Origin of the sequence: Pseudomonas sp. 9.1(2019) (assembly GCF_009910445.1) — a bacterium.
In the GTDB taxonomy this organism is placed as follows: Bacteria; Pseudomonadota; Gammaproteobacteria; order Pseudomonadales; family Pseudomonadaceae; genus Aquipseudomonas; species Aquipseudomonas paraversuta.
The window spans coordinates 578,662-602,551 of record NZ_VBWF01000005.1 but is presented as its reverse complement, the minus strand read 5'-3'; the positions used below and the strand labels follow the sequence as shown (position 1 = coordinate 602,551).

The 23,890-nt window shown below is 57.7% G+C and carries 20 protein-coding genes, 3 tRNA genes and 1 pseudogene; 17 read left to right on the top strand and 7 right to left on the bottom strand.

What is annotated here, in order from left to right; genetic code table 11:
- The first annotated feature begins 19 nt into the window (after positions 1-19).
- The 4 genes and pseudogenes from FEZ21_RS08805 to FEZ21_RS08790 all read left to right on the top strand — a co-directional run bounded on the left by FEZ21_RS08805 (position 20) and on the right by FEZ21_RS08790 (position 4,750).
- A pseudogene (locus FEZ21_RS08805) lies at positions 20-374 on the top strand (MGMT family protein).
- 42 nt (positions 375-416) lie between these two features.
- Positions 417-1,961, top strand: a complete 1,545-nt coding sequence (locus FEZ21_RS08800; protein ID WP_160626883.1) for an AmpG family muropeptide MFS transporter — start codon at positions 417-419, stop codon at positions 1,959-1,961.
- Between the two features lie 102 nt (positions 1,962-2,063).
- On the top strand, positions 2,064-3,779 hold the full coding sequence (locus tag FEZ21_RS08795) for a proline--tRNA ligase (protein WP_003442995.1): 1,716 nt from the start codon (positions 2,064-2,066) through the stop codon (positions 3,777-3,779).
- 17 nt (positions 3,780-3,796) lie between these two features.
- Positions 3,797-4,750: a hypothetical protein gene (locus tag FEZ21_RS08790; RefSeq protein ID WP_160626881.1), complete on the top strand. Its 954-nt coding sequence runs from the start codon at positions 3,797-3,799 to the stop codon at positions 4,748-4,750.
- Here the strand turns inward: FEZ21_RS08790 and dinB are convergent.
- On the bottom strand, positions 4,747-5,808 hold the full coding sequence (gene dinB, locus FEZ21_RS08785) for a DNA polymerase IV (protein ID WP_003443002.1): 1,062 nt from the start codon (positions 5,806-5,808) through the stop codon (positions 4,747-4,749). The two genes, FEZ21_RS08790 and dinB, sit on opposite strands and share 4 nt — an antisense overlap.
- A 288-nt stretch (positions 5,809-6,096) precedes the next feature.
- On the opposite strand from dinB, the gene FEZ21_RS08780 reads away from it, so the two are divergent.
- From FEZ21_RS08780 to FEZ21_RS08760, 5 genes are all read left to right on the top strand, one after another.
- Positions 6,097-6,173 (top strand) — tRNA-Met (locus FEZ21_RS08780).
- Positions 6,174-6,419: 246 nt separating this feature from the next.
- Positions 6,420-6,496: transfer RNA gene (locus tag FEZ21_RS08775), tRNA-Met, on the top strand.
- Between the two features lie 160 nt (positions 6,497-6,656).
- Positions 6,657-6,733, top strand: a tRNA-Met gene (locus tag FEZ21_RS08770).
- 260 nt (positions 6,734-6,993) lie between these two features.
- Complete coding sequence (gene mprF / locus FEZ21_RS08765; protein WP_127196143.1) at positions 6,994-9,636, top strand: bifunctional lysylphosphatidylglycerol flippase/synthetase MprF; 2,643 nt, start codon at positions 6,994-6,996, stop codon at positions 9,634-9,636.
- Positions 9,636-10,916 (top strand): virulence factor family protein, encoded by a 1,281-nt coding sequence (locus FEZ21_RS08760; RefSeq protein WP_160626879.1) that lies wholly within the window; start codon positions 9,636-9,638, stop codon positions 10,914-10,916. Before mprF ends, FEZ21_RS08760 begins: the two co-directional genes overlap by 1 nt.
- An 82-nt stretch (positions 10,917-10,998) precedes the next feature.
- Here FEZ21_RS08760 and FEZ21_RS08755 read toward each other — a convergent pair whose 3' ends face one another.
- Positions 10,999-12,900 (bottom strand): potassium transporter Kup, encoded by a 1,902-nt coding sequence (locus FEZ21_RS08755; protein ID WP_003443008.1) that lies wholly within the window; start codon positions 12,898-12,900, stop codon positions 10,999-11,001.
- A 291-nt stretch (positions 12,901-13,191) separates the two neighbouring features.
- Between FEZ21_RS08755 and rimO the strand changes: the two genes are divergently transcribed.
- From rimO to tsaA, 5 genes are all read left to right on the top strand, one after another.
- Positions 13,192-14,529 (top strand): 30S ribosomal protein S12 methylthiotransferase RimO, encoded by a 1,338-nt coding sequence (gene rimO, locus FEZ21_RS08750; protein WP_003443009.1) that lies wholly within the window; start codon positions 13,192-13,194, stop codon positions 14,527-14,529.
- 98 nt (positions 14,530-14,627) lie between these two features.
- Positions 14,628-15,092 (top strand): GNAT family N-acetyltransferase, encoded by a 465-nt coding sequence (locus FEZ21_RS08745; protein WP_010655688.1) that lies wholly within the window; start codon positions 14,628-14,630, stop codon positions 15,090-15,092.
- A gap of 71 nt (positions 15,093-15,163) precedes the next feature.
- The gene (locus FEZ21_RS08740) at positions 15,164-15,874 is read left to right on the top strand and encodes an rRNA pseudouridine synthase (protein WP_003443011.1); all 711 of its coding nucleotides are present in this window, start codon (positions 15,164-15,166) and stop codon (positions 15,872-15,874) included.
- 76 nt (positions 15,875-15,950) lie between these two features.
- Complete coding sequence (locus FEZ21_RS08735) at positions 15,951-16,412, top strand: DUF1456 family protein (RefSeq protein ID WP_003443012.1); 462 nt, start codon at positions 15,951-15,953, stop codon at positions 16,410-16,412.
- 126 nt (positions 16,413-16,538) lie between these two features.
- Complete coding sequence (gene tsaA / locus FEZ21_RS08730; protein ID WP_003443013.1) at positions 16,539-17,234, top strand: tRNA (N6-threonylcarbamoyladenosine(37)-N6)-methyltransferase TrmO; 696 nt, start codon at positions 16,539-16,541, stop codon at positions 17,232-17,234.
- Positions 17,235-17,293: 59 nt separating this feature from the next.
- Here the strand turns inward: tsaA and fpr are convergent, their stop codons facing one another.
- The gene (fpr, locus tag FEZ21_RS08725; RefSeq protein WP_003443014.1) at positions 17,294-18,073 is read right to left on the bottom strand and encodes a ferredoxin-NADP reductase; all 780 of its coding nucleotides are present in this window, start codon (positions 18,071-18,073) and stop codon (positions 17,294-17,296) included.
- A gap of 117 nt (positions 18,074-18,190) precedes the next feature.
- On the opposite strand from fpr, the gene FEZ21_RS08720 reads away from it, so the two are divergent.
- Complete coding sequence (locus FEZ21_RS08720) at positions 18,191-19,117, top strand: LysR family transcriptional regulator (RefSeq protein WP_003443015.1); 927 nt, start codon at positions 18,191-18,193, stop codon at positions 19,115-19,117.
- On the opposite strand, the gene FEZ21_RS08715 is transcribed toward FEZ21_RS08720, so the two are convergent.
- The 3 genes from FEZ21_RS08715 to FEZ21_RS08705 all read right to left on the bottom strand — a co-directional run bounded on the left by FEZ21_RS08715 (position 19,114) and on the right by FEZ21_RS08705 (position 21,252).
- Positions 19,114-19,476, bottom strand: coding sequence for a diacylglycerol kinase (locus FEZ21_RS08715; RefSeq protein ID WP_003443016.1), 363 nt, complete (start codon positions 19,474-19,476; stop codon positions 19,114-19,116). The two genes, FEZ21_RS08720 and FEZ21_RS08715, sit on opposite strands and share 4 nt — an antisense overlap.
- 76 nt (positions 19,477-19,552) lie before the next feature.
- Positions 19,553-20,203, bottom strand: a complete 651-nt coding sequence (gene erdR / locus FEZ21_RS08710; protein WP_160626877.1) for a response regulator transcription factor ErdR — start codon at positions 20,201-20,203, stop codon at positions 19,553-19,555.
- Between the two features lie 296 nt (positions 20,204-20,499).
- Positions 20,500-21,252 carry a tRNA-uridine aminocarboxypropyltransferase gene (locus FEZ21_RS08705; protein WP_160626970.1) on the bottom strand — a complete coding sequence of 251 codons (753 nt, stop codon included), beginning with the start codon at positions 21,250-21,252 and terminating at the stop codon, positions 20,500-20,502.
- Between the two features lie 229 nt (positions 21,253-21,481).
- Here FEZ21_RS08705 and FEZ21_RS08700 point away from each other — a divergent pair, with 229 nt between their 5' ends.
- Together FEZ21_RS08700 and FEZ21_RS08695 are read left to right on the top strand one after the other, a co-directional pair.
- Entirely contained in the window at positions 21,482-21,892 is a 411-nt protein-coding gene (locus FEZ21_RS08700) for a PA3611 family quorum-sensing-regulated virulence factor (protein WP_003443021.1), read from the top strand.
- A gap of 222 nt (positions 21,893-22,114) precedes the next feature.
- Positions 22,115-23,227, top strand: coding sequence for a TIGR00730 family Rossman fold protein (locus tag FEZ21_RS08695; protein ID WP_003443023.1), 1,113 nt, complete (start codon positions 22,115-22,117; stop codon positions 23,225-23,227).
- 193 nt (positions 23,228-23,420) lie between these two features.
- Here the strand turns inward: FEZ21_RS08695 and recX are convergent, their stop codons facing one another.
- Positions 23,421-23,888, bottom strand: coding sequence for a recombination regulator RecX (gene recX, locus FEZ21_RS08690; RefSeq protein ID WP_003443026.1), 468 nt, complete (start codon positions 23,886-23,888; stop codon positions 23,421-23,423).
- Between the last annotated feature and the right edge of the window lie 2 nt (positions 23,889-23,890).

Sequence of the window (23,890 nt, the reverse complement as noted above, 5' to 3'; positions counted from 1 at the left end):
CACTGAATCCGGTTCACCTATGAGTACAGCCACCAGCCACCAGCCATCCCCCGCCGAAATCCGCCGTACGGCGCTATATTCGACACTCATGCAGGTTCCCCCGGGTTATGTGGTGACCTATGGCCAGCTCGCCGAACTGGCGGGCTTGGGCCGGGCGGCACGCTGGGTGGGGCGCACGCTCAGCCAGCTGCCCGAAGGTTCCCGCCTGCCCTGGCACCGGGTACTGGCCGCAGGGGGGGCGCATCAGTTTGCCAGCAGGTAGCCCCTCAGGTGATGAGCAGCGGGCGCGTTTGCGCAGCGAAGGCCTGATGATTGTGAATAGTCGGGTGGATTTACAACGCCATGGCTGGCGCCCGATAGAGCACTACGGTTAGAGTGCGCCCTTTGATTCCGCAATCAGAGGCAGACTCGAGTCCATGCCCCGTAAAACCTGGCGCGAAGCGCTAGCTGCCTATTCCAGCCCCTCAACCCTTGTACTGTTGCTGCTCGGTTTTGCCGCCGGTTTACCGTACATGCTGGTGTTTTCAACGCTTTCTGTCTGGTTGCGCGAAGCCGGTGTGGCTCGGGAAACTATTGGCTATGCAAGCCTGATCGGTCTGGCATACGCCTTTAAATGGGTGTGGTCGCCGCTGCTCGATCAATGGCGCCTGCCGCTCCTCGGAAAACTTGGCCGACGCCGCTCATGGCTGGTGTTGTCCCAGACCCTGGTGATCCTCGGCCTGATCGGCATGGGCTTTTGCGACCCGCAAAAACATCTTTCCTGGCTGATTGCCATTGCTGTTGTCGTGTCGTTCGCGTCTGCCACCCAAGACATTGCCGTGGACGCCTATCGCCTGGAAATTGCCGACGACAGCCGTCAGGCCGCGCTGGCAGCCAGCTACATGTCCGGTTACCGGGTGGCGGCCTTGCTGGCCACTGCTGGCGCCCTGTTTTTTGCCGAAGGTTTCGGTTCAACGGGCTTCAACTATAAGCACTCCGCCTGGACCGGCACCTATGTGCTCTTCGGCCTGCTGATGGTTCCGGCGCTGCTGACCACCTTTTTCATGCGCGAACCACCGGTACCACTACGCACCCAGCTGCAGGCAGGACGTTATAGCTTTGGTCACCAGCTGGCCTCGGTTTTTGTCCTGATCGTGCTCCTGGTCTCGGTTCCGGCGATGTTCACCCAGCTCTATAACACCGACTTTGCCGGGGTATTGTTTGAAGGCGTGAGCCCGATCAACCTGGTACTCGAAGACCGGGCTTTCCTGCGGGCCATCCTCTACACCCTGCTCACTGTGCTCTGCCTGTCGTCCATAGGCCGTCGCGGACTCGCGCCGGTGCTGACACCGGTCAACGACTTCATCCTGCGGTATCGCTGGCAAGCCTTTCTGCTGCTTGGGCTGATCGCCACCTATCGCATGTCAGACACCGTCATGGGGGTCATGGCCAACGTTTTCTACATCGACCAAGGGTTCACCAAGGATCAGATCGCAGGCGTGAGCAAGATTTTCGGCCTGATCATGACCCTGGTTGGCGCCGGCATGGGCGGCTTGCTGATCGTGCGGTTCGGCATCTTGCCGATCCTGCTGATTGGCGGTGCGGCTTCAGCAGGCACCAACCTGCTGTTTATGCTGCTGGCCGACATGGGCCCCAACCTGCAGATGCTGGTTGTCACCATTTCACTGGACAACTTCAGCTCCGGCCTGGCGACTTCGGCGTTCGTGGCGTACCTGTCGAGCCTGACCAACCTCAAGTTTTCCGCCACCCAATACGCCCTGCTCAGCTCAATCATGCTGCTGCTACCGCGTCTGATGGGCGGTTATTCAGGGGTCCTGGTGGAAAAGTTCGGTTATCACAACTTCTTCATCATCACTGCCGTCATGGGGGTCCCCACCCTGCTGCTGATCAGTCTGCACTGGTATCAGGAAAGCCGCCGGGCACGCCTCAACCCCCCGGTAAATCTCGAAAAAGTCCCGTAACAGCCCGGGGGATTCCAGCTCCCCCGTCCGCCCTGTACGCCAACCCATCTCGGCCGTACAATGCCCAGTCATTTCTAGTCATCAGCACGGCAACGACTAACCATGCGCACCAGTCAATATTTGCTCGCCACACAGAAAGAAACGCCTTCCGACGCGGTCGTTATCAGCCATCAGCTGATGCTGCGCGCCGGCATGATTCGCAAACTTGCTTCCGGCCTGTACACCTGGCTGCCCATGGGCCTGCGGATCATGCGCAAGGCCGAAGCCATTGTTCGCGAAGAAATGAACGCAGCCGGCGCTCTCGAAGTGCTGATGCCGAGCATTCAACCGGCTGAGTTGTGGCAGGAATCAGGCCGCTGGGAAGAGTACGGTCCCGAGTTGCTGCGCCTCAAGGATCGCCACGGCCGCGAATTCTGCGTGGGCCCGACCCACGAAGAAGTCATCACCGATCTGTGCCGCAACGAGCTGAACAGCTATAAACAGTTGCCGATCAACCTGTACCAGATCCAGACCAAGTTCCGTGACGAAATCCGTCCGCGCTTCGGTTTGATGCGCGGCCGCGAATTCATCATGAAGGACGCCTACTCGTTCCATGCCGACAACGCTTCGCTGCAGGTCACCTATGACCGCATGCACCAGGCCTACTGCAATGTATTCACCCGTCTGGGCCTGAACTTCCGCCCGGTCGAGGCTGACAACGGCTCCATCGGCGGTGCCGGCTCCCACGAATTCCACGTGCTGGCCGAGTCTGGCGAAGATGACATCGTGTTCAGCAATGCTTCGGACTACGCGGCCAACATCGAAAAAGCCGAAGCCATCCCGACTGAAACCTCGCGCGCGGCAGCCACCGAAGAACTGCGCCTGGTCGACACGCCTGACGCCAAGACCATTGCTCAACTGGTTGAAGGCTACAACCTGGCGATCGAGAAAACCGTCAAGACCCTGATCGTTCACGCTGCCGAAGAAGGCAAACTGATCGCACTGGTCATTCGCGGCGATCACGAGCTGAACGAAATCAAGGCCGGTAACCATCCGCTGGTGGCCAGCCCGCTGACCATGGCTTCGGACGCAGAATTGCGTGACGCCATTGGCGCAGGCGCAGGCTCCCTGGGCCCGTTGAACCTGCCACTGCCATGCATCATTGATCGTTCGGTCGAGCTGATGAGCGACTTCGGCGTCGGTGCCAACATCGATGACAAGCACTACTTCGGCGTGAACTGGGAGCGCGATCTGCCTGTACCTACCGTTGCCGACCTGCGCAACGTGGTGGCTGGCGACCCGAGCCCGGACGGCAAAGGCACGCTGGAAATCAAACGCGGTATCGAAGTCGGTCACATCTTCCAGCTGGGCACCAAGTACAGCGAAGCGATGAAGTGCCAGGTACTGGGCGAGAACGGCAAGCCCGTGACATTGGCAATGGGCTGCTACGGCATTGGGGTTTCCCGTGTGGTCGCTGCTGCCATCGAGCAGAACAACGACGAGCGCGGCATTATCTGGAGCGATGCCCTGGCACCTTTCCAGGTGGCACTGGTACCACTGCGCTATGAAACCGAAGCCGTTCGCGAAGCGACTGACAACCTTTACGCCCAACTCACGGCCGCCGGTTTTGAAGTTCTGCTGGACGACCGCGACAAGAAAACCAGCCCTGGCATCAAGTTCGCCGACATGGAACTGATCGGTATTCCGCACCGGATCGTCGTCAGTGACCGTGGCCTGGCCGAAGGCAACCTGGAATACAAGAGCCGTACCGAAGCAGAAGCGCAAGCCCTGCCCGTTGCCGATGTCCTTGCATTCCTTCAGGCGCGCATCAGCCGCTGAATCCAGATAGAGACGTCATGTTCAATCGAAACACCCTGACCCTCGGGGGCGCCGCCATGTGCGGCGCCCTGCTGCTGAGCGGCTGTGCCAATCACATGTCGCAACGCAGCGAACACGAGGAGCGCATCGAGCGCAAACTACTGGCCCACAGCCTGCAGATTGATGTCGGTTCACCTTCGGTGCTGGAGCTGCCGCAACGCCGTGTGCGCATCAACGAACAAAAGACTTTTGAAGTCACTGAGTTCGATGTCACCCGTCATTACGACCGCTACACGCCCTATCAGCCCTGGCGCGAGATCTATGAAGTGCCACTGGGTGCGGTGGCGATTGTCGCCGGGGTGGGCGCCAATGTGCTGAACGTGTTCATGTTTGGGCAACTGCCTGACAGCGTGACCAAAGACTGGATCAACTACGGTTTCGCCGGCGTGAACCCGGCGATGAACGTACAGTCCCACGGTCGCGCCGAGCAGAACCTGGCAGGGATCGAGGATAATCAGCGCGACAAGCGCCTGGAATATTCGAGCCTGCCATGGGCTGAGCGTCCGGTGGTGGTAAAAGCCGGCAAACAGACCCACGAACTCACCACCGACCGCAATGGCGTGTTGCGCCTCAACCTGCTGGACAGCCCTTTTGCCGAGCAGGACCTGAATCACATCGGCAAATTGACCATCATGGTTGAGGATGCCCAGGACGAGACCCACTCGGACTCGACCCTGTCGATCAGCAGTGGCCTGCGCGGAAAGCTGCTGGAAGCGCACAACCTGATCTACGACGACCTTGAGGGTGACGACGTCAACCAATGGGTGCATCGGGTCAAGCGCCTGTCGGAACTGGGTCTGGAAGAAGAAGCCAGCGAACTGGAACAAAGCCTGATCGAACTCACCCGTAACGATCCCGAGTTACAACGTGAATTCCTTCAATCCTTGACCAAAAATGCCGGTCGGCTGGTGGCTGATCCCGGGATCAGCTAACGCCTGAACAGCTCCAGCTGTTCAAACCCGTTGTTCAAGTCCTGCAAACGCACACCAAGCCCGAGCAATCGAACGGGCTTGGAACCGCGTGCAAATGCCTGACTCAATAAATCCTGGTAACTCTCAAGATCAAGCCCCGCACCGGACTGCTCCAGTGTGGTCTGGGTGAAATCGTGAAATTTCACTTTAACGAACGGCTTGCCGGGACGATAACTGCTGTCGATGCGGGCAATGCGTCCATTAAGGGTCGCGAGCAGCTCGGGGAGTTTGCTTAGACAGCTGGCCAGATCAGGCAAATCCGTATCGTAGGTATTTTCAACACTGACCGACTGACGTCGGCTGTCGCTCTGCACCAGACGCTCATCTATCCCGCGTGCCAAACCCCACAATCGCTCACCGAAACTACCGAATTCACGCACCAGCGCCAGCTTGTTCCAGTCCCGCAATTGCAGGCAGGTTTCAATCCCCAGCCGTCCAAGCTTGTCGGCCGTGACTTTGCCCACCCCATGCAGCTTATTGACCGGCAACGCCGAGACAAAATCCTCGACCTGATCCGGAGTGATCACGAATAGTCCGTTGGGTTTCTTCCAGTCACTGGCGATCTTGGCCAGGAATTTATTGGGCGCCACACCGGCAGACACGGTGATGTGCAACTGGTTGGACACACGGCGCCGGATATCCTGGGCGATACGCGTAGCGCTGCCGGCAAAATGCGGACTGTCAGACACATCCAGATAGGCCTCATCCAGCGACAGCGGCTCAATCAGCTCGGTGTAATCACGCAGGATGCCGTGTATCTCTCTGGAGGCTTCTTTATAGGCATCCATCCTGCCATTGACGATGACCAGATCCGGACACAATTTCAGTGCATGTCTGGATGCCATCGCCGAACGCACGCCAAAAGCCCGCGCTTCATAGTTACAGGTAGAAATAACCCCACGATGGTCAGCCGAGCCCCCGACTGCCATGGGCTTGTTCGCCAGACTCGGATCATCACGCATTTCAATAGCGGCGTAGAAACAGTCACAGTCGACATGGATGATTTTGCGCTGAGTCATGTAGGGCGGTGTTCTTTATAGGGTAGGCAATACAGAAGATCAGTATGTCACCGGGAACTGTATATAGCACCAGTAGTGTGGATTCTCCCCGACAGGCGTGGGAAATACCGCTCATGAATTTGTTTTTCTAATCGAATTACACCCTCTAATAGAGCTGGACCCCATACGCTACCTGCCCTGTAGCCGTTTTTATAACCCGCACTTTTATCTAAGCGATTGAACCAGAACACTTTTTTCTAAATTAAGGTTTGACAGCCCGGCGTATCGCTGTAGAATCCACCCCACAGACGCGGGATGGAGCAGTCTGGTAGCTCGTCGGGCTCATAACCCGAAGGTCGTCGGTTCAAATCCGGCTCCCGCAACCAAACATCGAAAAAGGCTACTCGAAAGAGTGGCCTTTTTTGTGCGCGCCTGTTTTATGACCCACCGCACAAAGAGCGATCTGCTCGCGACAACCTCTCCCCTTGCACAGCGGAACAATCTTGAAGACCGTGGAGCTCTCCTGCAGGATCAGGCCGTCGCCTGAAAACCAGCTGCATTGATCTTATTTAGTGCATTTTCGCATTAAAGGTTGACTCCCCACCGCATCACTGTAGAGTGCGCTCCACAGACGCGGGATGGAGCAGTCTGGTAGCTCGTCGGGCTCATAACCCGAAGGTCGTCGGTTCAAATCCGGCTCCCGCAACCAAACATAAAAAGGCTGCTCGAAAGAGTGGCCTTTTTTGTGCCCGGGTGTTTTTGCTCCCCCTCCCCGACCGGAGGAGCAGGATTAAATCCGGACATTTCAATCGCTTACGAGATTCAGGGGTTGACAGCCCGGCGATTCGCTGTAGAATCCACCCCACAGACGCGGGATGGAGCAGTCTGGTAGCTCGTCGGGCTCATAACCCGAAGGTCGTCGGTTCAAATCCGGCTCCCGCAACCAAACATCAAAAAAGGCTACTCGAAAGAGTGGCCTTTTTTGTGCGTGCTCGAAAAGTCTGCAATAGACGACCAGCGAAAAATAAACATCATATTTCTGAAAATCCGTTCGACTATGCTGTGGGCCGGCAATTACCTTTTTTTCAAACGCCAAACCTGAACCTCAGACAAACAACTGGCAATATTTTGAAAAACTTTAGCCAAAAGGATTGGTAACTTGAGTTTATGCCCCCATCCTGTCGCGCACGATCCACGAGGTGATTGATGCCCGATAACTCGCCAGAACTTAAAGAAGCCGTTACAGCAGCCCACCCGATTGCCGCAACCCGTTTGCGCTGGCTGGATTTGTTGAGCAAATACCGTCAACCCATTGGCCTTGCACTCACTTTACTGTTGTTTGCGATTGCGCTGATCGCGTGCCGGCATCTGCTCAGCGAGCTTGATCTATATGCCCTGCAAGACTCAATTCTGGAAGTCCCCAAGCCCGCCCTCCTCGGCGCCCTGGCTGCGACGGCCGCAGGATTCGTGATTTTGCTCGGCTACGAGTGGTCCGCCAGTCGTTATGCAGGGGTCAAGCTACCCCCCAAAACCCTGGCTCTGGGGGGCTTTACCGCCTTTGCCATTGGCAACGCCATCGGCCTGTCACTGTTGTCCGGCGGCTCTGTGCGTTATCGCCTGTATGCACGACATGGTGTTGGCGCCTCCGAAGTCGCCCATATGACGCTGTTTGCCAGCCTGTCCCTGGGCTGCGCACTACCGCCCCTGGCGGCGCTGGCAACCCTGAGCAACCTGCCCGCGGCCTCCGCCGCCTTGCATATTCCCGCCTATCTATTGGGGGCGATCGCTTTTGCGGTTCTGGCGTTATTCGGTTTGTTGGCGCTGGGTATTTATCGACGTCGCCTGCCCGAGCAGCCGATCCCCGACAACCTGCTGGTAAAGGCCGGACGCCGCACGCTGCGTCTGCCAAGCCCGCGCCTGACCCTGTTGCAGCTGGTCATTACGGCACTGGATGTCGCCGCTGCGGCCACAGTCCTGTATTTATTGCTGCCTGAAGCACCGCCTTTTGGTCCATTCCTGCTGGTTTATCTGCTGGCGCTGGCTGCCGGCGTACTCAGCCATGTGCCGGGCGGCGTCGGAGTCTTTGAAGCCATCTTGCTTGCCGCCTTTGCCAACCAGCTGGGTGCCGCCCCCCTGGCTGCGGCCCTGCTGCTGTATCGCATGATCTATGTGATCATGCCGCTGCTGGTCGCATGCCTGATGCTGCTGATCAACGAAGCCCAACGACTGATTCATACCCGCCAAAGCCTGCGGGTGGCCTCAGGCCTCGCGGCACCGGTCCTGGCTGTGCTGGTGTTTATGTCCGGGGTGGTTTTGCTGTTCTCGGGCGCCACTCCCGAGATCGACACCCGCCTGGAACACATCGGCTTCCTGATCCCCCATCGCCTGATTGACGCCTCGCACTTCGGCGCCAGCCTGATCGGGGTTCTGTGCCTGCTACTGGCCCAGGGCCTGCGCCGGCGCTTGTCGGCAGCCTGGATGCTGACCACCATTTTGCTGCTGGTGGGCGCCGTGCTTTCCCTGCTCAAAGGCTTTGACTGGGAGGAAGCCTCCATTCTGGTTCTCACCGCCAGCCTGCTGGGACTGTTTCGCCGCTCGTTCTACCGCCCGAGCCGCCTGACCGAACTACCCTTTTCGCCACTGTATCTGGTGGCCAGCATTTGCGTCCTGGGTGCCTCGATCTGGCTGCTGCTGTTCGCCTATCAAGACGTTCCTTATAGCCATCAGCTGTGGTGGCAGTTCACCCTTGATTCTGACGCCCCGCGGGGCCTGCGCTCACTGATGGGCGCGGCAGTGCTGCTGGTGATTGTTTCGCTGACCTGGCTGCTGCGCACCGCGCGCCCGGTAATCCACTTGCCGGACGCCGGGGAGCTGGAAAGGGCCGAGAAAATCCTCCTGGCCTCTGACCAGCCCGATGGCGGCCTGGCCCTGACCGGCGACAAGGCCCTGCTGTTCCATCCGGACGACAACGCCTTCCTGATGTACGCCCGCCGAGGCCGCAGCCTGGTAGCGCTGTATGACCCCATCGGGCCTAACCAGCCCCGGGCCGAGCTGATCTGGCAGTTCCGTGACCTGTGCGATATCTACCACGCCCGGCCGGTGTTTTATCAAGTGCGCGCCGAGAACCTGCCGTTCTATATGGACATTGGCCTGACCGCGATCAAACTCGGCGAAGAAGCCCGGGTCGACTTGCACCGTTTTGATCTCGAAGCCAAAGGCAAAGAGATGAAAGACCTGCGCTACACCTGGAATCGCGGCACACGTGATGGCCTGTCACTGGAAATCCATGAGCCGGGAGAGGCGCCGATGGATGAGCTCAAGGTGATTTCCGATGCCTGGCTGACGGGCAAGAACGTGCGCGAAAAAGGCTTTTCCCTCGGAAGATTCAGCACCGAGTACATCAAGCACTTTCGCGTGGCCATTATCCGCTTTGAAGGCAAACCGGTGGCTTTCGCCAACCTGCTTGAGACCCACAGTCATGAACTGTCGAGCCTCGACCTGATGCGCGCCCACCCGGAGGCCCCAAAACTGACCATGGAATTCATGATGGTCGGCCTGATTCAACATTATAAAAAGCATGGATACGCACGTTTCAGCCTGGGAATGGTACCCCTGTCCGGTCTGCAACCGCGTCGCGGAGCGCCTTTGACCCAGCGTCTGGGGTCGATGTTGTTCCAGCGCGGCGAGCACCTGTACAACTTCCAGGGTTTGCGTCGCTTTAAAGACAAATTCCAGCCTGACTGGGAACCTCGTTATATGGCCGTGCCCGCAGGACTTGATCCGCTGGTGGCACTGGCTGATACCGCCGCCCTGATTGCAGGCGGCTTGACTGGATTGGTGAAACGTTAATGAAACATCGTTCCTGGCGGTTTTTATTGCTTACCTTGATAGTTCTGGTCGCGCTTGCAGCAGGCGGCTACTGGTTCTGGAATCGTCCTGCCCCGGAACCGACGATAGAACACCTGAGCCAAACCGACGGCTCAACCCTGACCAAAGTGATACCCGGCCAGAAAGCCAGGGCCCGGATCGTAATAGCCACTCCGGTCGAAGAAGCACTGAGCGACACCCAGCTGATGGCCTTGAGCCGTGGCGGCAAAGCACAACTGGTGCAGGTGATCCTGCCCAAGAAAGATTGCACCCTGCAGCAACAGGCCCTGCAGAACGCACTGCAACAGCTTGACGGCCCTGCCACGCTGGTCAGTGGCATAGGTCCTGGCGCAACCCTGGCCTGGCGCTGGCTGGCCGGGCAAACCGATGACAAGGCACAAGCCGTGTCAGTCGGTTTCATGCTCGAACAACCCGGCTGCACCCTGCCCTTGCCCAAGTCGGCGGCACACGGCAATTGGCTGGTGGCCTGGAACGACAACCCTGACGACCCGAGCGCCGCCTTCGTACGCGATCAGCCGAATGCTCAGACCAGCATCAGCGACTACGACATTCACTACCCCCAAGTACTCAGCAATGAGCTGCGCAAAATACTGGTGGGGGATGAAAACGGCGGGCTGAACATGCCTGTGGTCGAAGTACCGGCCGGCCAGCAAAACAGCACCGTGACCCTGTTCCTGTCCGGTGACGGCGGCTGGCGCGACCTGGACCGCGACGTGGCCGGCGAGATGGCGAAGATCGGCTACCCGGTGGTCGGCATCGACATGCTGCGCTACTACTGGCAGCACAAGACCCCGGAGCAAAGCGCTACCGATCTGACCGAGCTGATGCAGCACTACCGGCAAAAGTGGGGTACCCAGCGCTTTGTACTGGTCGGCTATTCATTTGGTGCCGACGTGTTGCCTGCCACCTTCAACCGCCTGCCTGAAGCCGAGCAAAAGCGCGTTGATGCCATCATCCTGCTGGCTTTTGCCCGTAGCGGCAGCTTTGAAATCCACGTCGACGGCTGGCTTGGCAAAGCCGGCGCTGAAGCCGATACCGGCGAAGAGATGTCCAGGCTGCCTGCCGCCAAAGTGGTGTGCATTTATGGCGCGGAAGAAGTCGATGAAAGCGGCTGCACTGCCAAGACCGCCGTCGGTGAAAGCATGAAGCTGCCAGGGGGCCATCACTTTGACGAGAACTACCCGGCTCTGGCCCAGCGCCTGGTAGACGTCATCAAGAAGCATCAGGCAACCGCACCGTAATCCCCCGCAACCCTGCAGCAGTCAGCAACAAAAAAGCCCCGGTTCTCACGAACCGGGGCTTTTTTTGGTCATCTCGACAGGGCTACATCTCGACCTGGGTTCCCAGCTCAATTACCCGGTTGACGGGCAGCCTGAAGAATCGCAGGTTGCCGTTGGCGTTCTTCAGCATGAAGGCAAACAGCGTCTCGCGCCAACGCGCCATGCCCACAATCTTGGAGGCAATCACCGTCTCCCGGCTCAGGAAGTAGGTGGTGCGCATAGGACTGAAATCCAGCTCGTCGAGATGGCACAGTTTCAACGCCTCAGGCACATCCGGCTCATCCATAAAGCCGAAGTGCAGGATCACCCGGAAGAAGCCGTCGCCATAGGAGTCCACCTCGAAACGCCTCTGGGCAGGTACCCGCGGCGAATCTTCGTTGACCACGGTCAGCAACACCACCTGCTCATGCAGCACCTGGTTGTGCAACAGGTTGTGCAGCAGCGCGTGGGGCACGGCATCTGGCCGGGCGGTCAGAAACACGGCCGTACCCTGTACCCGATGCGGCGGCTGCACCCGAATGCTGCTGATGAACAGCGGTAGCGGCAACGCGCTTTCATCAAGACGGTCGACCAATAGCTGTTTACCGCGCCGCCAGGTGGTCATCAGGATGAACAGCACAATCCCCGCCAGTACCGGGAATGCACCGCCCTGGACAATTTTCGGCACGTTGGCGGCAAAGAACAGGCCGTCCACCAGGAGAAAGCCGATCAACACCGGGACCGCCAGAACTGGCGGCCACTTCCACAGCAGCAGCATCACCGCCGATACCAGAATACTGGTGATCAGCATGGTCCCGGTCACGGCCACACCATAGGCCGAAGCCAGAGCGCCGGAGGACTCAAAGCCCAGCACCAGCAAAATAACCCCGACCATCAAGGACCAGTTCACTGCTCCGATATAAATCTGCCCCTGCTCGGCACTGGAGGTGTGCTGGATATGCATACGCGGTACATAACCCAGCTGAATGGCCTGATGGGTCAAGGAGAACGCACCGGAAATCACGGCCTGGGACGCAATCACGGTCGCCAGCGTAGCCAGGCCCACCAGCGGGATCAGTGCCCAGCTGGGTGCCAACAGATAGAAAGGGTTGCGGGCCGCCTCCGGGTTTTCCAGCAACAAGGCCCCCTGGCCGAAGTAGTTCAGCACCAGCGCCGGCAATACCAGAATGAACCAGGCCCGGGCAATCGGCTTGCGCCCGAAGTGCCCCATGTCGGCATACAGCGCTTCGGCCCCCGTCAAAGCCAGCACCACGGCGCCCAGAATGGCAACGCCCATGCCCGGGTGAGAGACAAAGAAACGTACACCCCACACCGGGTTCAGCGCGTTCAGCACTTCAGGATGCTGCAAGATGCCGTGTATCCCGAGTCCGCCCAGCACCACAAACCAAAGCACCATGATCGGGCCAAACAGCTTGCCCAGCATGGCGGTACCCCGGCGCTGGATCAAAAACAGCGCAATCAGGATGACCAGGGACAGGGGCACCACCCAGCGCTCCAGCCCGGTGAACGCCAGCTCAAGCCCTTCGACGGCAGACAGTACCGAGATCGCCGGAGTGATCATGCTGTCGCCGTAAAACAGCGAAGCCCCGATCAACCCCAGAATGACCAGCACCGAGCGCAGCCTGGGATAAGGCGCAGCAGCCCGTCGCGCCAACGCGGTAAGGGCCATGATCCCGCCCTCGCCCTCGTTGTCGGCCCGCAGGATAAACAGAACGTACTTGATCGACACGACCCAGATCAGCGACCACAGGATCAACGCCAAAATGCCGAACACGCCATCGTGGCTGACCTGTACTCCGTAGCCGCCCGAAAACACCTCTTTAAGGGTGTACAGCGGACTGGTGCCGATATCGCCGTACACCACGCCAACTGCAGCAACCAGCATCCCGATGGGCTTTACCTTTGCGTGACCGTCTTCTGCAGCCTGACTACTTACCTGCCCCATCAACCACTCCTACGATCACGGACCGTGCTTCTTAATGGTTTGCGCCACTTTTGATCAGCAGCATGCGCTGATTTTCCGACTCACATTGACGAAATTGCGCTGTTTAAAAACCCTATTTTCGCAACGGCGCGCAGCATAGCGCAGCACTCGTCGTAAATCCCTGTATAACGCTGGTCAACTGCGTTGACCATAGCTAAAATTGCGCACTTTTTTTGATCAGAGGCGCATCAAGCGCCCGTTCGTCGTGCAGCCTTTACGGGCATGTAACGTCACTACATACCGAGGTTCGCCATGTCCACCGTTACCACGCCAGCCGCCCCCAAGGTCGGCTTCGTCTCCCTGGGTTGCCCCAAAGCCCTGGTCGACTCCGAACGCATCCTCACGCAGCTGCGTATGGAAGGCTACGATGTCGTCTCTACCTACCAGGACGCCGATGTCGTGGTGGTCAACACCTGCGGTTTCATCGACAGCGCCAAGGCTGAATCACTGGAAGTGATTGGTGAAGCCATCAAGGAAAACGGCAAGGTTATCGTGACCGGCTGCATGGGCGTGGAAGAAAGCGCCATCCGCAATGTTCACCCGAGCGTGCTGGCCGTCACCGGCCCGCAGCAGTACGAGCAAGTGGTCAACGCCGTGCACGACGCCGTGCCGCCCAACCTGAACCACAACCCGCTGATCGATCTGGTGCCGCCTCAAGGTGTCAAACTGACGCCGCGTCACTACGCGTACCTGAAGATATCCGAAGGCTGCAACCACAGCTGCAGCTTCTGCATCATCCCGTCGATGCGCGGCAAACTGGTCAGCCGCCCGGTAGGCGACGTCCTCGACGAAGCCCAGCGCCTGGTCAAGGCCGGCGTCAAAGAGCTGCTGGTGATTTCCCAGGACACCAGCGCCTATGGCGTAGACGTGAAATACCGTACCGGTTTCTGGAACGGCGCGCCGGTCAAGACCCGCATGACCGAACTCTGCGAAGCACTGAGCTCGCTGGGTGTCTGGGTACGCCTGCACTACGTTTACCCGTACCCGCACGTTGACGAGCTGATTCCGCTGATGGCCGCCGGCAAGATCCTGCCGTACCTGGACATCCCGTTCCAGCACGCCAGCCCGAAAGTGCTCAAGGCCATGAAGCGCCCGGCATTTGAAGACAAGACCCTGGCCCGCATCAAGAACTGGCGCGTCATCTGCCCGGACCTGATCATCCGCTCGACCTTCATTGTCGGCTTCCCGGGCGAGACCGAAGAGGACTTCCAGTACCTGCTCGACTGGCTGACAGAAGCACAACTGGATCGCGTAGGCTGCTTCCAGTACTCCCCTGTGGAAGGTGCTCCGGCCAATTTGCTGGACGCGGCCATCGTGCCGGATGACATCAAGCAGGACCGCTGGGACCGCTTCATGGCCCACCAGCAGGCCATCAGCGCGGCCCGCCTGCAGATGAAAATCGGCAAGGAAATCGAAGTCCTGATTGACGAAGTAGACGAGCAAGGCGCTGTTGGCCGTTGCTTCTTCGACGCTCCGGAAATCGACGGCAACGTATTTATCGCCACCGAAAAAGACATCAAGCCCGGCGACAAGATCATGTGCCGTGTGACCGATGCTGACGAGTATGACTTGTGGGCTGAAGTCATCTAAACAGCGACCGCGTCTCAAAAAGCCCTGCCGCCCTGGCGTCAGGGCTTTTTTTACGGCTATCGTAAACCTGTCGCTTCCATCGTCAGGAGACATGCACGATGCAACAGAAATGGGCTATCCATACACCCCGCCTTACGGACTTCGAAGAATTGACCGACGTGTGGGAAGCCTCGGTTCGCGCCACCCATGACTTTTTGCCCGACAGTTATATTCAACAACTGCGCCAACTGGTCAAAGACCAGTATCTGGACGCCGTGATGCTGATCTGCTGCAAGGATCCTGTCAGCAAACGCATCAGCGGTTTTGCCGGAGTAGCTGCGGGCAAGGTTGAAATGCTCTTCATCCACCCGCACTTCCGGGGCCAGGGCATTGGCAAGTGCCTGCTCAAATTCGCCATCGACGAACTGAATGCGCAGGCACTGGACGTCAATCAGCAAAACCCCCAAGCCATCGGCTTTTACCTCAAGCAGGGCTTTGAGGTGGTCGGGCGCAGCGAAAAAGACGGCATGGGCCAGCCTTATCCGCTACTGCACCTGCGGTATAAGCGCCCAACACGCGCATAAGGCAAATGTTGCCGGGCTTAACCGGCGCCAGGCGGGTACAATAGCCGCCCAATTCCTTTACGGCCCCTGTCATGTCTGAACCGATACGTCTCTCCAAACGCCTCATCGAACTCGTCGGCTGCTCCCGCCGTGAGGCCGAACTGTTCATTGAAGGTGGCTGGGTCACGGTAGATGGCGAAGTCATCGACGAGCCGCAATTCAAGGTCGACAACCAAAAAGTCGAGCTGGACCCGCAAGCCAAGGCCACGGCCCCCGAGCCTGTGACCATTTTGCTGAACGCTCCGCCAGGCCTGGATACTGACAGCGCCATGGCCCTGATCGGCCCCGAGTCACTGAGCGAAGAGCACCGCTACGGCAAACGTCCGCTCAAGGGCCACTTTCTGCGCCTGAGCGTTGGCAACGAACTCCAGGCCAACGCCAGCGGCCTGCTGGTGTTTACCCAGGACTGGAAAATCGTCCGCAAGCTGACCGCCGACGCCAACAAAATCGAGCAGGAATACGTGGTCGAAGTCTCTGGCGAGATGGCTCCCCACGGTTTGAACCGGCTCAATCACGGCATGACCTACAAAGGTCGCGAGCTGCCTGCGGTTAAAGCCAGCTGGCAGAGTGAAAACCGCCTACGCTTTGCAATGAAAAACCCTCAACCGGGCGTTATTGCACTGTTCTGTCAGGCTGTAGGCCTTACCGTCATTTCCATGCGCCGGATTCGCATTGGCGGGGTCTCGATGGGCAAGCTGCCTACAGGCCAATGGCGCTACATGACGACCAAAGAAAAGTTCTAAATAGCGCACCGCCCCGAACATTTCGACACCGCAGCAACGCCTGCGGTGCTCACTGCTGAATATCAGGATTGACCAAATGATTCATAACGACGTACTGCGCAGCGTGCGCTACATGCTCGACATCAGCGACAACAAGGTCGTGGAAATCATCAAACTGGGTGGCCTGGACGTCACTAAAGAAGACGTCCTGACCTACCTGAAAAAAGACGAAGAAGAAGGTTTTGTGCGCTGCCCTGACGAAGTGATGGCGCACTTCCTTGATGGTCTGGTGATTTTCAAGCGCGGCAAGGATGACAGCCGTCCAGCGGTCAAGATTGAAGTGCCGGTGACCAACAACGTGATCCTGAAAAAACTGCGCGTCGCTTTTGAACTCAAGGAAGACGACATGCACGCCATCCTCAAGGCTTCGGAGTTTCCAGTCTCCAAGCCCGAGCTGAGCGCCCTGTTCCGTAAATTCGGCCACACCAACTACCGCACCTGTGGCGACCAGTTGCTGCGCAACTTCCTCAAGGGTCTGACCCTGCGCATTCGCGGCTGATACTCGGCCTTCAGGCGCCATAAATCCTGTAGGAACTGGCTTGCCTGCGATGCAGACAACCCGATTGTTCTGGATAACCGCAGTGATGCGATCGCGAGCAAGCTCGCTCCTACAGAGGCATGACTTTTGACCTACAGCGTCTCCCCGATCGGTTTTGTGCGCTCTTGCTTCAAAGAGAAATTCGCCATTCCGCGCCAGCCGCAACTGGCCCCGGCCGCCCGTGGCGTGCTGGAGCTGGTCGCGCCCTTCGATCAAGGCGATGCCGTGCAGGGCCTGGAGCAGGTCAGCCATGTCTGGCTGCTGTTTGTGTTCCATCAGGCACTGGAAGACAAACCCCGGCTCAAGGTGCGTCCGCCGCGCCTGGGGGGCAACAAGTCGCTGGGGGTGTTTGCCACCCGCGCCACCCATCGCCCCAATGGCATAGGCCAGTCCGTGGTGAAGCTGGACAGGGTTGAAGCCGGTCGGCTGTTTATCTCGGGAATTGACCTGCTGGACGGGACGCCTATTCTCGACATCAAACCGTACGTGCCCTACGCCGATATCATCGATAGTGCCAGCAACAGCATGGCCAGCGCCGCGCCGGTGCTGATTCCCGTGCACTGGACTGACTCTGCCCTGCAACAGGCACACAGCCAGGCCCTGCGCCTGCAAGAGCCGCTGGTGGAACTGATTGAACAATGCCTGGCCCAGGACCCACGCCCGGCCTACCAGATTCCTGCTCCAGAGCGCGAATACGGTGCCCGCTTTTGGGATCTGGACGTACGCTGGCATTACCCGCAGCCGGATGTGATACGTGTGCTGGAAGTGATCCCGAAGCAGTAGCCGCAAACAAAATGTGGGAGTCTGGCAAGCCAGCTCCCACATTTTTCAATCGGCGACGCTTACTTCTCGACGAAGGCGCGCTCGATCAGGTAGTCACCCGGCTCGCGCATACGCGGCGAAACTTTCAGCCCGAAGCTGTTGAGCACTTCGCTGGTTTCATCAAGCATGCTCGGGCTGCCGCACAACATGGCGCGGTCGTCCTGCGGGTTGATCGGTGGCAAACCAATATCGCTGAACAGCTTGCCGCTGCGCATCAGATCGGTCAGGCGGCCTTCGTTTTCGAATGGCTCACGGGTCACGGTCGGGTAGTAGATCAACTTGTCACGCAGCGCTTCGCCGAAGAACTCGTTCTGTGGCAAGTGCTCGGTGATGAACTCGCGATAAGCAACTTCGTTGACGTAACGGACACCGTGGCACAGGATCACTTTTTCGAAACGCTCGTAGGTTTCCGGATCCTGGATGACGCTCATGAATGGCGCCAGGCCCGTACCGGTGCTCAGCAGATACAAATGCTTGCCCGGCTTCAAATCGTCAAGCACCAGGGTGCCTGTCGGTTTTTTGCTGATGATGATCTCGTCGCCTTCCTTCAAGTGCTGCAACTGGGAAGTCAGCGGGCCATCCGGCACCTTGATGCTGAAAAACTCCAGATGCTCTTCCCAGTTCGGGCTGGCAATCGAATAGGCACGCATAAGCGGACGGCCATTGGGCTGTTGCAGGCCGATCATCACGAACTGACCGTTCTCAAAGCGCAGGCCCGGGTCGCGGGTGCACTTGAAGCTGAACAGGGTGTCGTTCCAGTGATGAACACTGAGGACACGTTCGTGGTTCATGTTGCTCATGTACGGGGCTCCTAAATTCGCCAGCGCTGACTATGGGCGCGATTGCATAACATTCTAATGGCGACGACAATATCTGTTAACTGAATTATTAAGATAAGGGTTATCGGTTATATCGATATGCGATTTACTCTCAGACAACTCCAGGTATTCGTTGCCGTCGCCCAACAGGAGAGCGTGTCTCGCGCTGCCGGCTTGTTGGCCCTATCTCAATCTGCTGCCAGTACTTCAATCACCGAACTCGAGCGCCAGACCAGCTGCCAGTTGTTCGATCGCGCAGGCAAACGCTTAAGCCTAAACGCGCTGGGCCGCCAACTGCTGCCACAGGCAGTCGCCCTGCTGGATCAGGCCAAGGAAATCGAAGACCTGCTCAACGGCAAGTCCGGCTTTGGTTCATTGACCGTGGGCGCGACCCTGACCATTGGCAATTACCTGGCCACCTTGCTGATCGGCAGCTTCATGCAGGCTCACCCGGAAAGCCAGGTGAAACTGATTGTGCAAAACACTGCGCATATCGTGCAGCAAGTTGCGCATTATGAAATTGATCTGGGTCTGATTGAAGGCGATTGCAGCCACCCCGACATCGAAGTCCAGAGTTGGGTTGAAGATGAACTGGTGGTGTTTTGCGCCCCACAACATCCACTGGCTGCGCGCGGCCATGCCTCCCTGCAAGAGCTGGCCCATGAAGCCTGGATTCTGCGCGAACAAGGCTCCGGCACCCGTCTGACATTTGATCAGGCGATGCGCCATCACCAAAGCACGCTCAATATCCGTCTCGAACTGGAACATACCGAAGCAATCAAACGCGCCGTGGAGTCAGGCCTGGGGATAGGCTGCATCTCTCGCCTGGCGTTGCGTGACGCCTTTCGACGCGGCAGTCTGGTCGCTGTAGAGACCCCCGACCTGGATCTGGCCCGGCAGTTCTTCTTTATCTGGCACAAGAAGAAGTATCAGACCTCGGCCATGCGCGAATTTCTGGAACTGTGCCGCGCTTTCACCGCGGGGGTGCAGCGCAGCGACGAGATCGTATTGCCGACAATCGCTTAAAGCAGAATCACTGCCCACACCACGGCAATCATGGTCAGCACCACAAACTGGGCGGCGCTGCCCATGTCCTTGGCGTTTTTGGACAGCGGGTGCAGATCGAGCGAGATGCGGTCGATGGCCGCTTCGATCGCCGAGTTCAGCAACTCAACGATCAGTGCCAGCAGGCATACCGCGATCAACAAGGCGCGCTCTACCCGGCTGACATTCAGAAAGAAGCTCAGCGGGATCAACACGACATTGAGCAGTACCAACTGGCGAAAAGCGGCTTCACCGGTAAAGGCCGCGCGCAAACCGTCCAGCGAATAGCCGCCAGCATTCAAAATCCGTTTAAATCCGGTTTTACCTTTAAAAGGCGACATAGAGAGGCAACTGCGTAAAAAATGAGAGGGGAACGCTAGTTCACGCTTTGTCAAAAAAACGTGAAGAGCGGCAAGTTTAATGGCTCGAAATTGATTCAAGTTGCTGCAAGAGTAACGCGGCCTGGGTCCGGGTACGAACCCCCAGTTTACGGAAAATGGCGGTTACGTGCGCCTTGATGGTCGCTTCGGAAACACTCAGCTCATAGGCGATCTGCTTGTTCAGCAGACCCTCGCAGACCATGGTCAGCACCCGGAACTGCTGGGGCGTGAGACTGGCAAGGCCCTCACTGGCAGCCTTGGCCTCGGCTGACACCTGTACATCCTCAAACGCCTGGGGCGGCCAGCACACATCGCCATCCAGCACAGCCCGTACCGACTTCTGAATCTCTTCCAGCGAGCTGGACTTGGGGATAAAGCCACTGGCTCCAAACTCACGGGAGCGCACCATGATCGAGGCTTCCTCCTGGGCTGAAACCATCACCACCGGAATTTGCGGGTACTGGCCACGCAGCAATACCAGCCCGGAAAAACCATAGGCGCCGGGCATGTTCAAGTCGAGCAGTACCAGATCCCAATCGGTCTTTACTGCCAGCTGTGTTTCAAGCTCGGCAATACTGGCGACTTCAACCAGACGAACATCAGAACCCAGCCCCATAGTCACGGCTTGATGCAAGGCACTGCGAAACAGTGGATGGTCGTCGGCTATCAGGATTTCGTATGTGGCCATTTTTTAAATGATCCTGTTTTTCAGGCGAGCCCTGATGTATTCCAGTACTCGCTAAGGCAATTCGAGCAACAGCGCAAATACTGTGCATCAAAGGGCGCGATTTACGCTAAACGTCGGAAAATATGGGCGCTTTAGCAGCAGTTGCAGCCGAATCGGCGCCAAGCATGCCCAGCACGACTGGGGTGGTCAAGTTGAAAACTTGAGGTCCCGATCCAAACTGAAGCCATCACGGCGCTATCATCCTCACCCTCTCGGGCACTCAACTGCATTTGCGCGAAAATTGTAGCGCTACTTCTTTAGTCTATTGAGACCGATTCCTGGGAAGGTCTTTTACAAAAAGTACCCAGTTCCAGATGCGCCGCGCTGGACTCATTCATCGGCAGTTGATTCCGGGCATCCAGATAATGCTGGCTGAAGACATCGAAATACGCGTCCAGCGCCGTGGATGCGTCGCTATCGCCCGCAAGATCGAGGCACAAACTGGCCACTTCGGCGGTACACAGGTGCTCACTGCGGGTGGATCTGCGCAAACGGTAGCGTGAGAGTTTTTCCGGCAGCAGGCTTAAAATAGGCAAGGCATCGAAGTACGGACTCTTGCGAAATATCTTGCGCGCTTCAGTCCAGGTAGCGTCGAGCAAGATAAACAGCGGGCGCTTGCTGCTGTCGATATCCACCGTGTGGGTCACACGTCCTGGCTCGACATATTCTCCGGGGAATACCAGATAGGGTTGCCACTGCGGATCAGACAACAAAGCGAGCAACGCCTCATCGGTCTCGGTTCGCGACCAGATAAAGGCGAAGTTGTCACTCACCACATCAGCGATCAGCCAGCCTGTATTGCTGGGCTTGAACACTTCCTTTTTGGTCATGATCAGGCACACACCCGAGCGCGCGTTAACCTTGGGCCGCCAACTGCACAGGCAATGGCTTTCTATCACGCGACAGGTATGGCAACGCGGTGCCCGTGACCCCCGCGACAAATAGGGTTTGGTGCTCTCCTCTTCACGCTCGTCTCGTAAACGGGCCACTGCATTAGGGGAAAAGGTCATCTGGGTCATGGTTTTTTACTTAAGGCGCCAACCGCTTATTCGCCATGAGTGGCGCACAAGCAGATAAACAATAGAAAGGCGCGAAGTCTAACAGAGGCAGAGCGCCGGCACTCGCCCCCATGACCTTTGGCATTTCCTGTCAGCTCATGCTGGCCTTATACTCCTGCGCCACTGAACGCACAGATCTATGACGGGTCAAACCCTGCGTCACGTCAATCAGGAGAGATTCATGTTGCGCACCATTATTCCAGCCGTAGCTCTATTGCTTGCACTGCCATTGGGCGCACAAGCGGCCTCTCTTGCAGAATTCAATCTGAATAAAAACCTGCAGCAGGTGGCTGAAAAAAGTAATGAAGGAAAGCCGCGCGCAATCAATGCCGACCTTCTGGATAAAGGTTTTACCGTCGATGGCACGGTATTGATCAATAATCTGGAAGCCAGCCCGACCCTGGCTGCACAAATGCGTTCCGCCCCGGAAGCCGCAGTGCCACAACTGGGCCGCAGCGTGTGCAGCAACCCGAACTTCCGCAAACTGATGGCCAAGGGCGCCACAATGCGCTTCGCTATCACGGAATATAAAACCGGCAAGTCGGTCTTGGTCCAGGACATCGGCGCTGACAATTGCCAGCGGAAAAACTGATTTTCTCTTCATTGCGTCAACACGCCGTAACTCCATACGGCGTGTGAACCCTGCCTCCTCCCCCTTGCACTGCAGCGACCATTCTTCATGCACATCAGGCAATTAGCTATTGCCAGTCAGGATGCGGCAAGACCATGATCAAGCCATCAGCTGGACACTAAGTGTCTGCGCGCCAGCCCCGTTTGCGGCGCCATCCTGGATGTTGTACACAAGGAGAAGTACATGCCTGATCAACCCAATGAGCCACTCGCGCTTCTCGAAAGCCAGGGCCTGGACCTTGCGCGACAGGTCGATGAACAATTGCAGCAGATTGCGTCAAATAGCCCTAATCGCCCGCTTTATCGCGAGATGATCCTGACCATATTGCGCATGGCCCACGACGACTTTGATCGCTGGAATGCCAAGATAACCCTGCAAGCCATTCGCGAACTCGAAAAAACCTTCCGCGTGCTGGAGCAGTTCAAGGGCCAGCGTAAAGTGACAGTCTTCGGCTCGGCTCGCACACCCGTTGAGCACCCGCTGTATGCACTGGCCCGCCAGGTGGGCGCAACCCTGGCAAAGTCAGATTTCATGGTGATTACCGGAGGCGGCGCCGGCATCATGGCGGCGGCCCATGAAGGCGCAGGGCTGGAACACAGCCTGGGCTTCAATATCACCCTGCCGTTTGAGCAACGGGCCAACCCCACCATCAACGGCACGGCCAACCTGCTGGCATTTCACTTCTTCTTTACCCGCAAGCTGTTTTTCATAAAAGAAGCAGATGCGCTGGTCATGTGCCCGGGCGGCTTTGGCACCCTGGATGAAGTGCTGGAAGTACTGACATTGATGCAAACCGGCAAAACGCCCCTGGTACCCGTGGTGTTACTGGATATGCCCGGTGGAACATTCTGGCAAAGCGCCCTGGACTTCATTCGCAATCAACTGGAGGCCCACCAGTACATTCTGCCCAATGATTTGAAGTTGATGCGCCTGGTCCATACAGCCGAGGAGGCCGTGGCCGAGATCAATCAGTTCTACAGCAACTTCCATTCAAGCCGCTGGTTGACCAAAGACTTTGTGATACGCATGAAGCGCCCCGTGAGCATTTCGGCTCTGCAACATATACAGCAGACATTTGCCGATATCTGCCTGAGCGGCAGTTACGTGCAACAGGGCTATGAAGGCTTTGAACATGAAGACCCCAAGTTCAGCCACCTCACCTGCCTGAGCTTTGCATTTAGTGGCCGTAATCAAGGGCGACTGCGAGAGTTGATCGACTTTATCAACCTGCCGCAGAACTGGGCTGAAGTAGATAATGGACCCGGGCCAGTACTGAGTGAGTCAGTAACTCGGTAAAAAGGTAAGCGTTCGTCAAACACTTCAAACGTCCTGCAGGAACAGAGTTTGCTCTGCGAGCTGATCCGAGTGTTTCAACTCAGGATCAGCTCGCAGAGCAAACTCGCTCCTGCAACAAGTTCGCGCCGACAAGTAGCACCTTTGTGTCCGGAATGCAGCAGAAGGCAATATGACAGAGCAACACTGAGTGCTATCAGTCATCGAACTCTCGGCCACTTAGCAGACGGCCGATCATTTCAAGCGGATAACCCCGGTAACTCAAGAAGCGCCCCTGGCGAGCACGCTCTTTTGCATCGTCCGGCATCTGCCCGGAAAACTTGCGGCGCCAGGTATCTTCCAGCTTTTCTTGCCAGTTGAAGCCGCATTCGCGCAACGCTTCCTCGACATCCCCACGGGGCAAGCCACGCTGGTTAAGCTCTTCGCGAATACGCAAAGGGCCATAACCAGAACCGGCACGGTAGGAAATATAACTTTCGAGGTAGCGCGACTCCGATAACAGCCCCTCTTCCGTTAAACGGTCGAGGGCGATATCGATCATGTCGGGGCAAGCGCCTCGCTGACGCAGCTTGCGCGTCAGCTCGACTCGACCGTGCTCACGTCGCGCGAGCAGGTCCATTGCAGTTCGTCGTACCGCGACGAGGTTATCCAGAACAGCCGTCATGG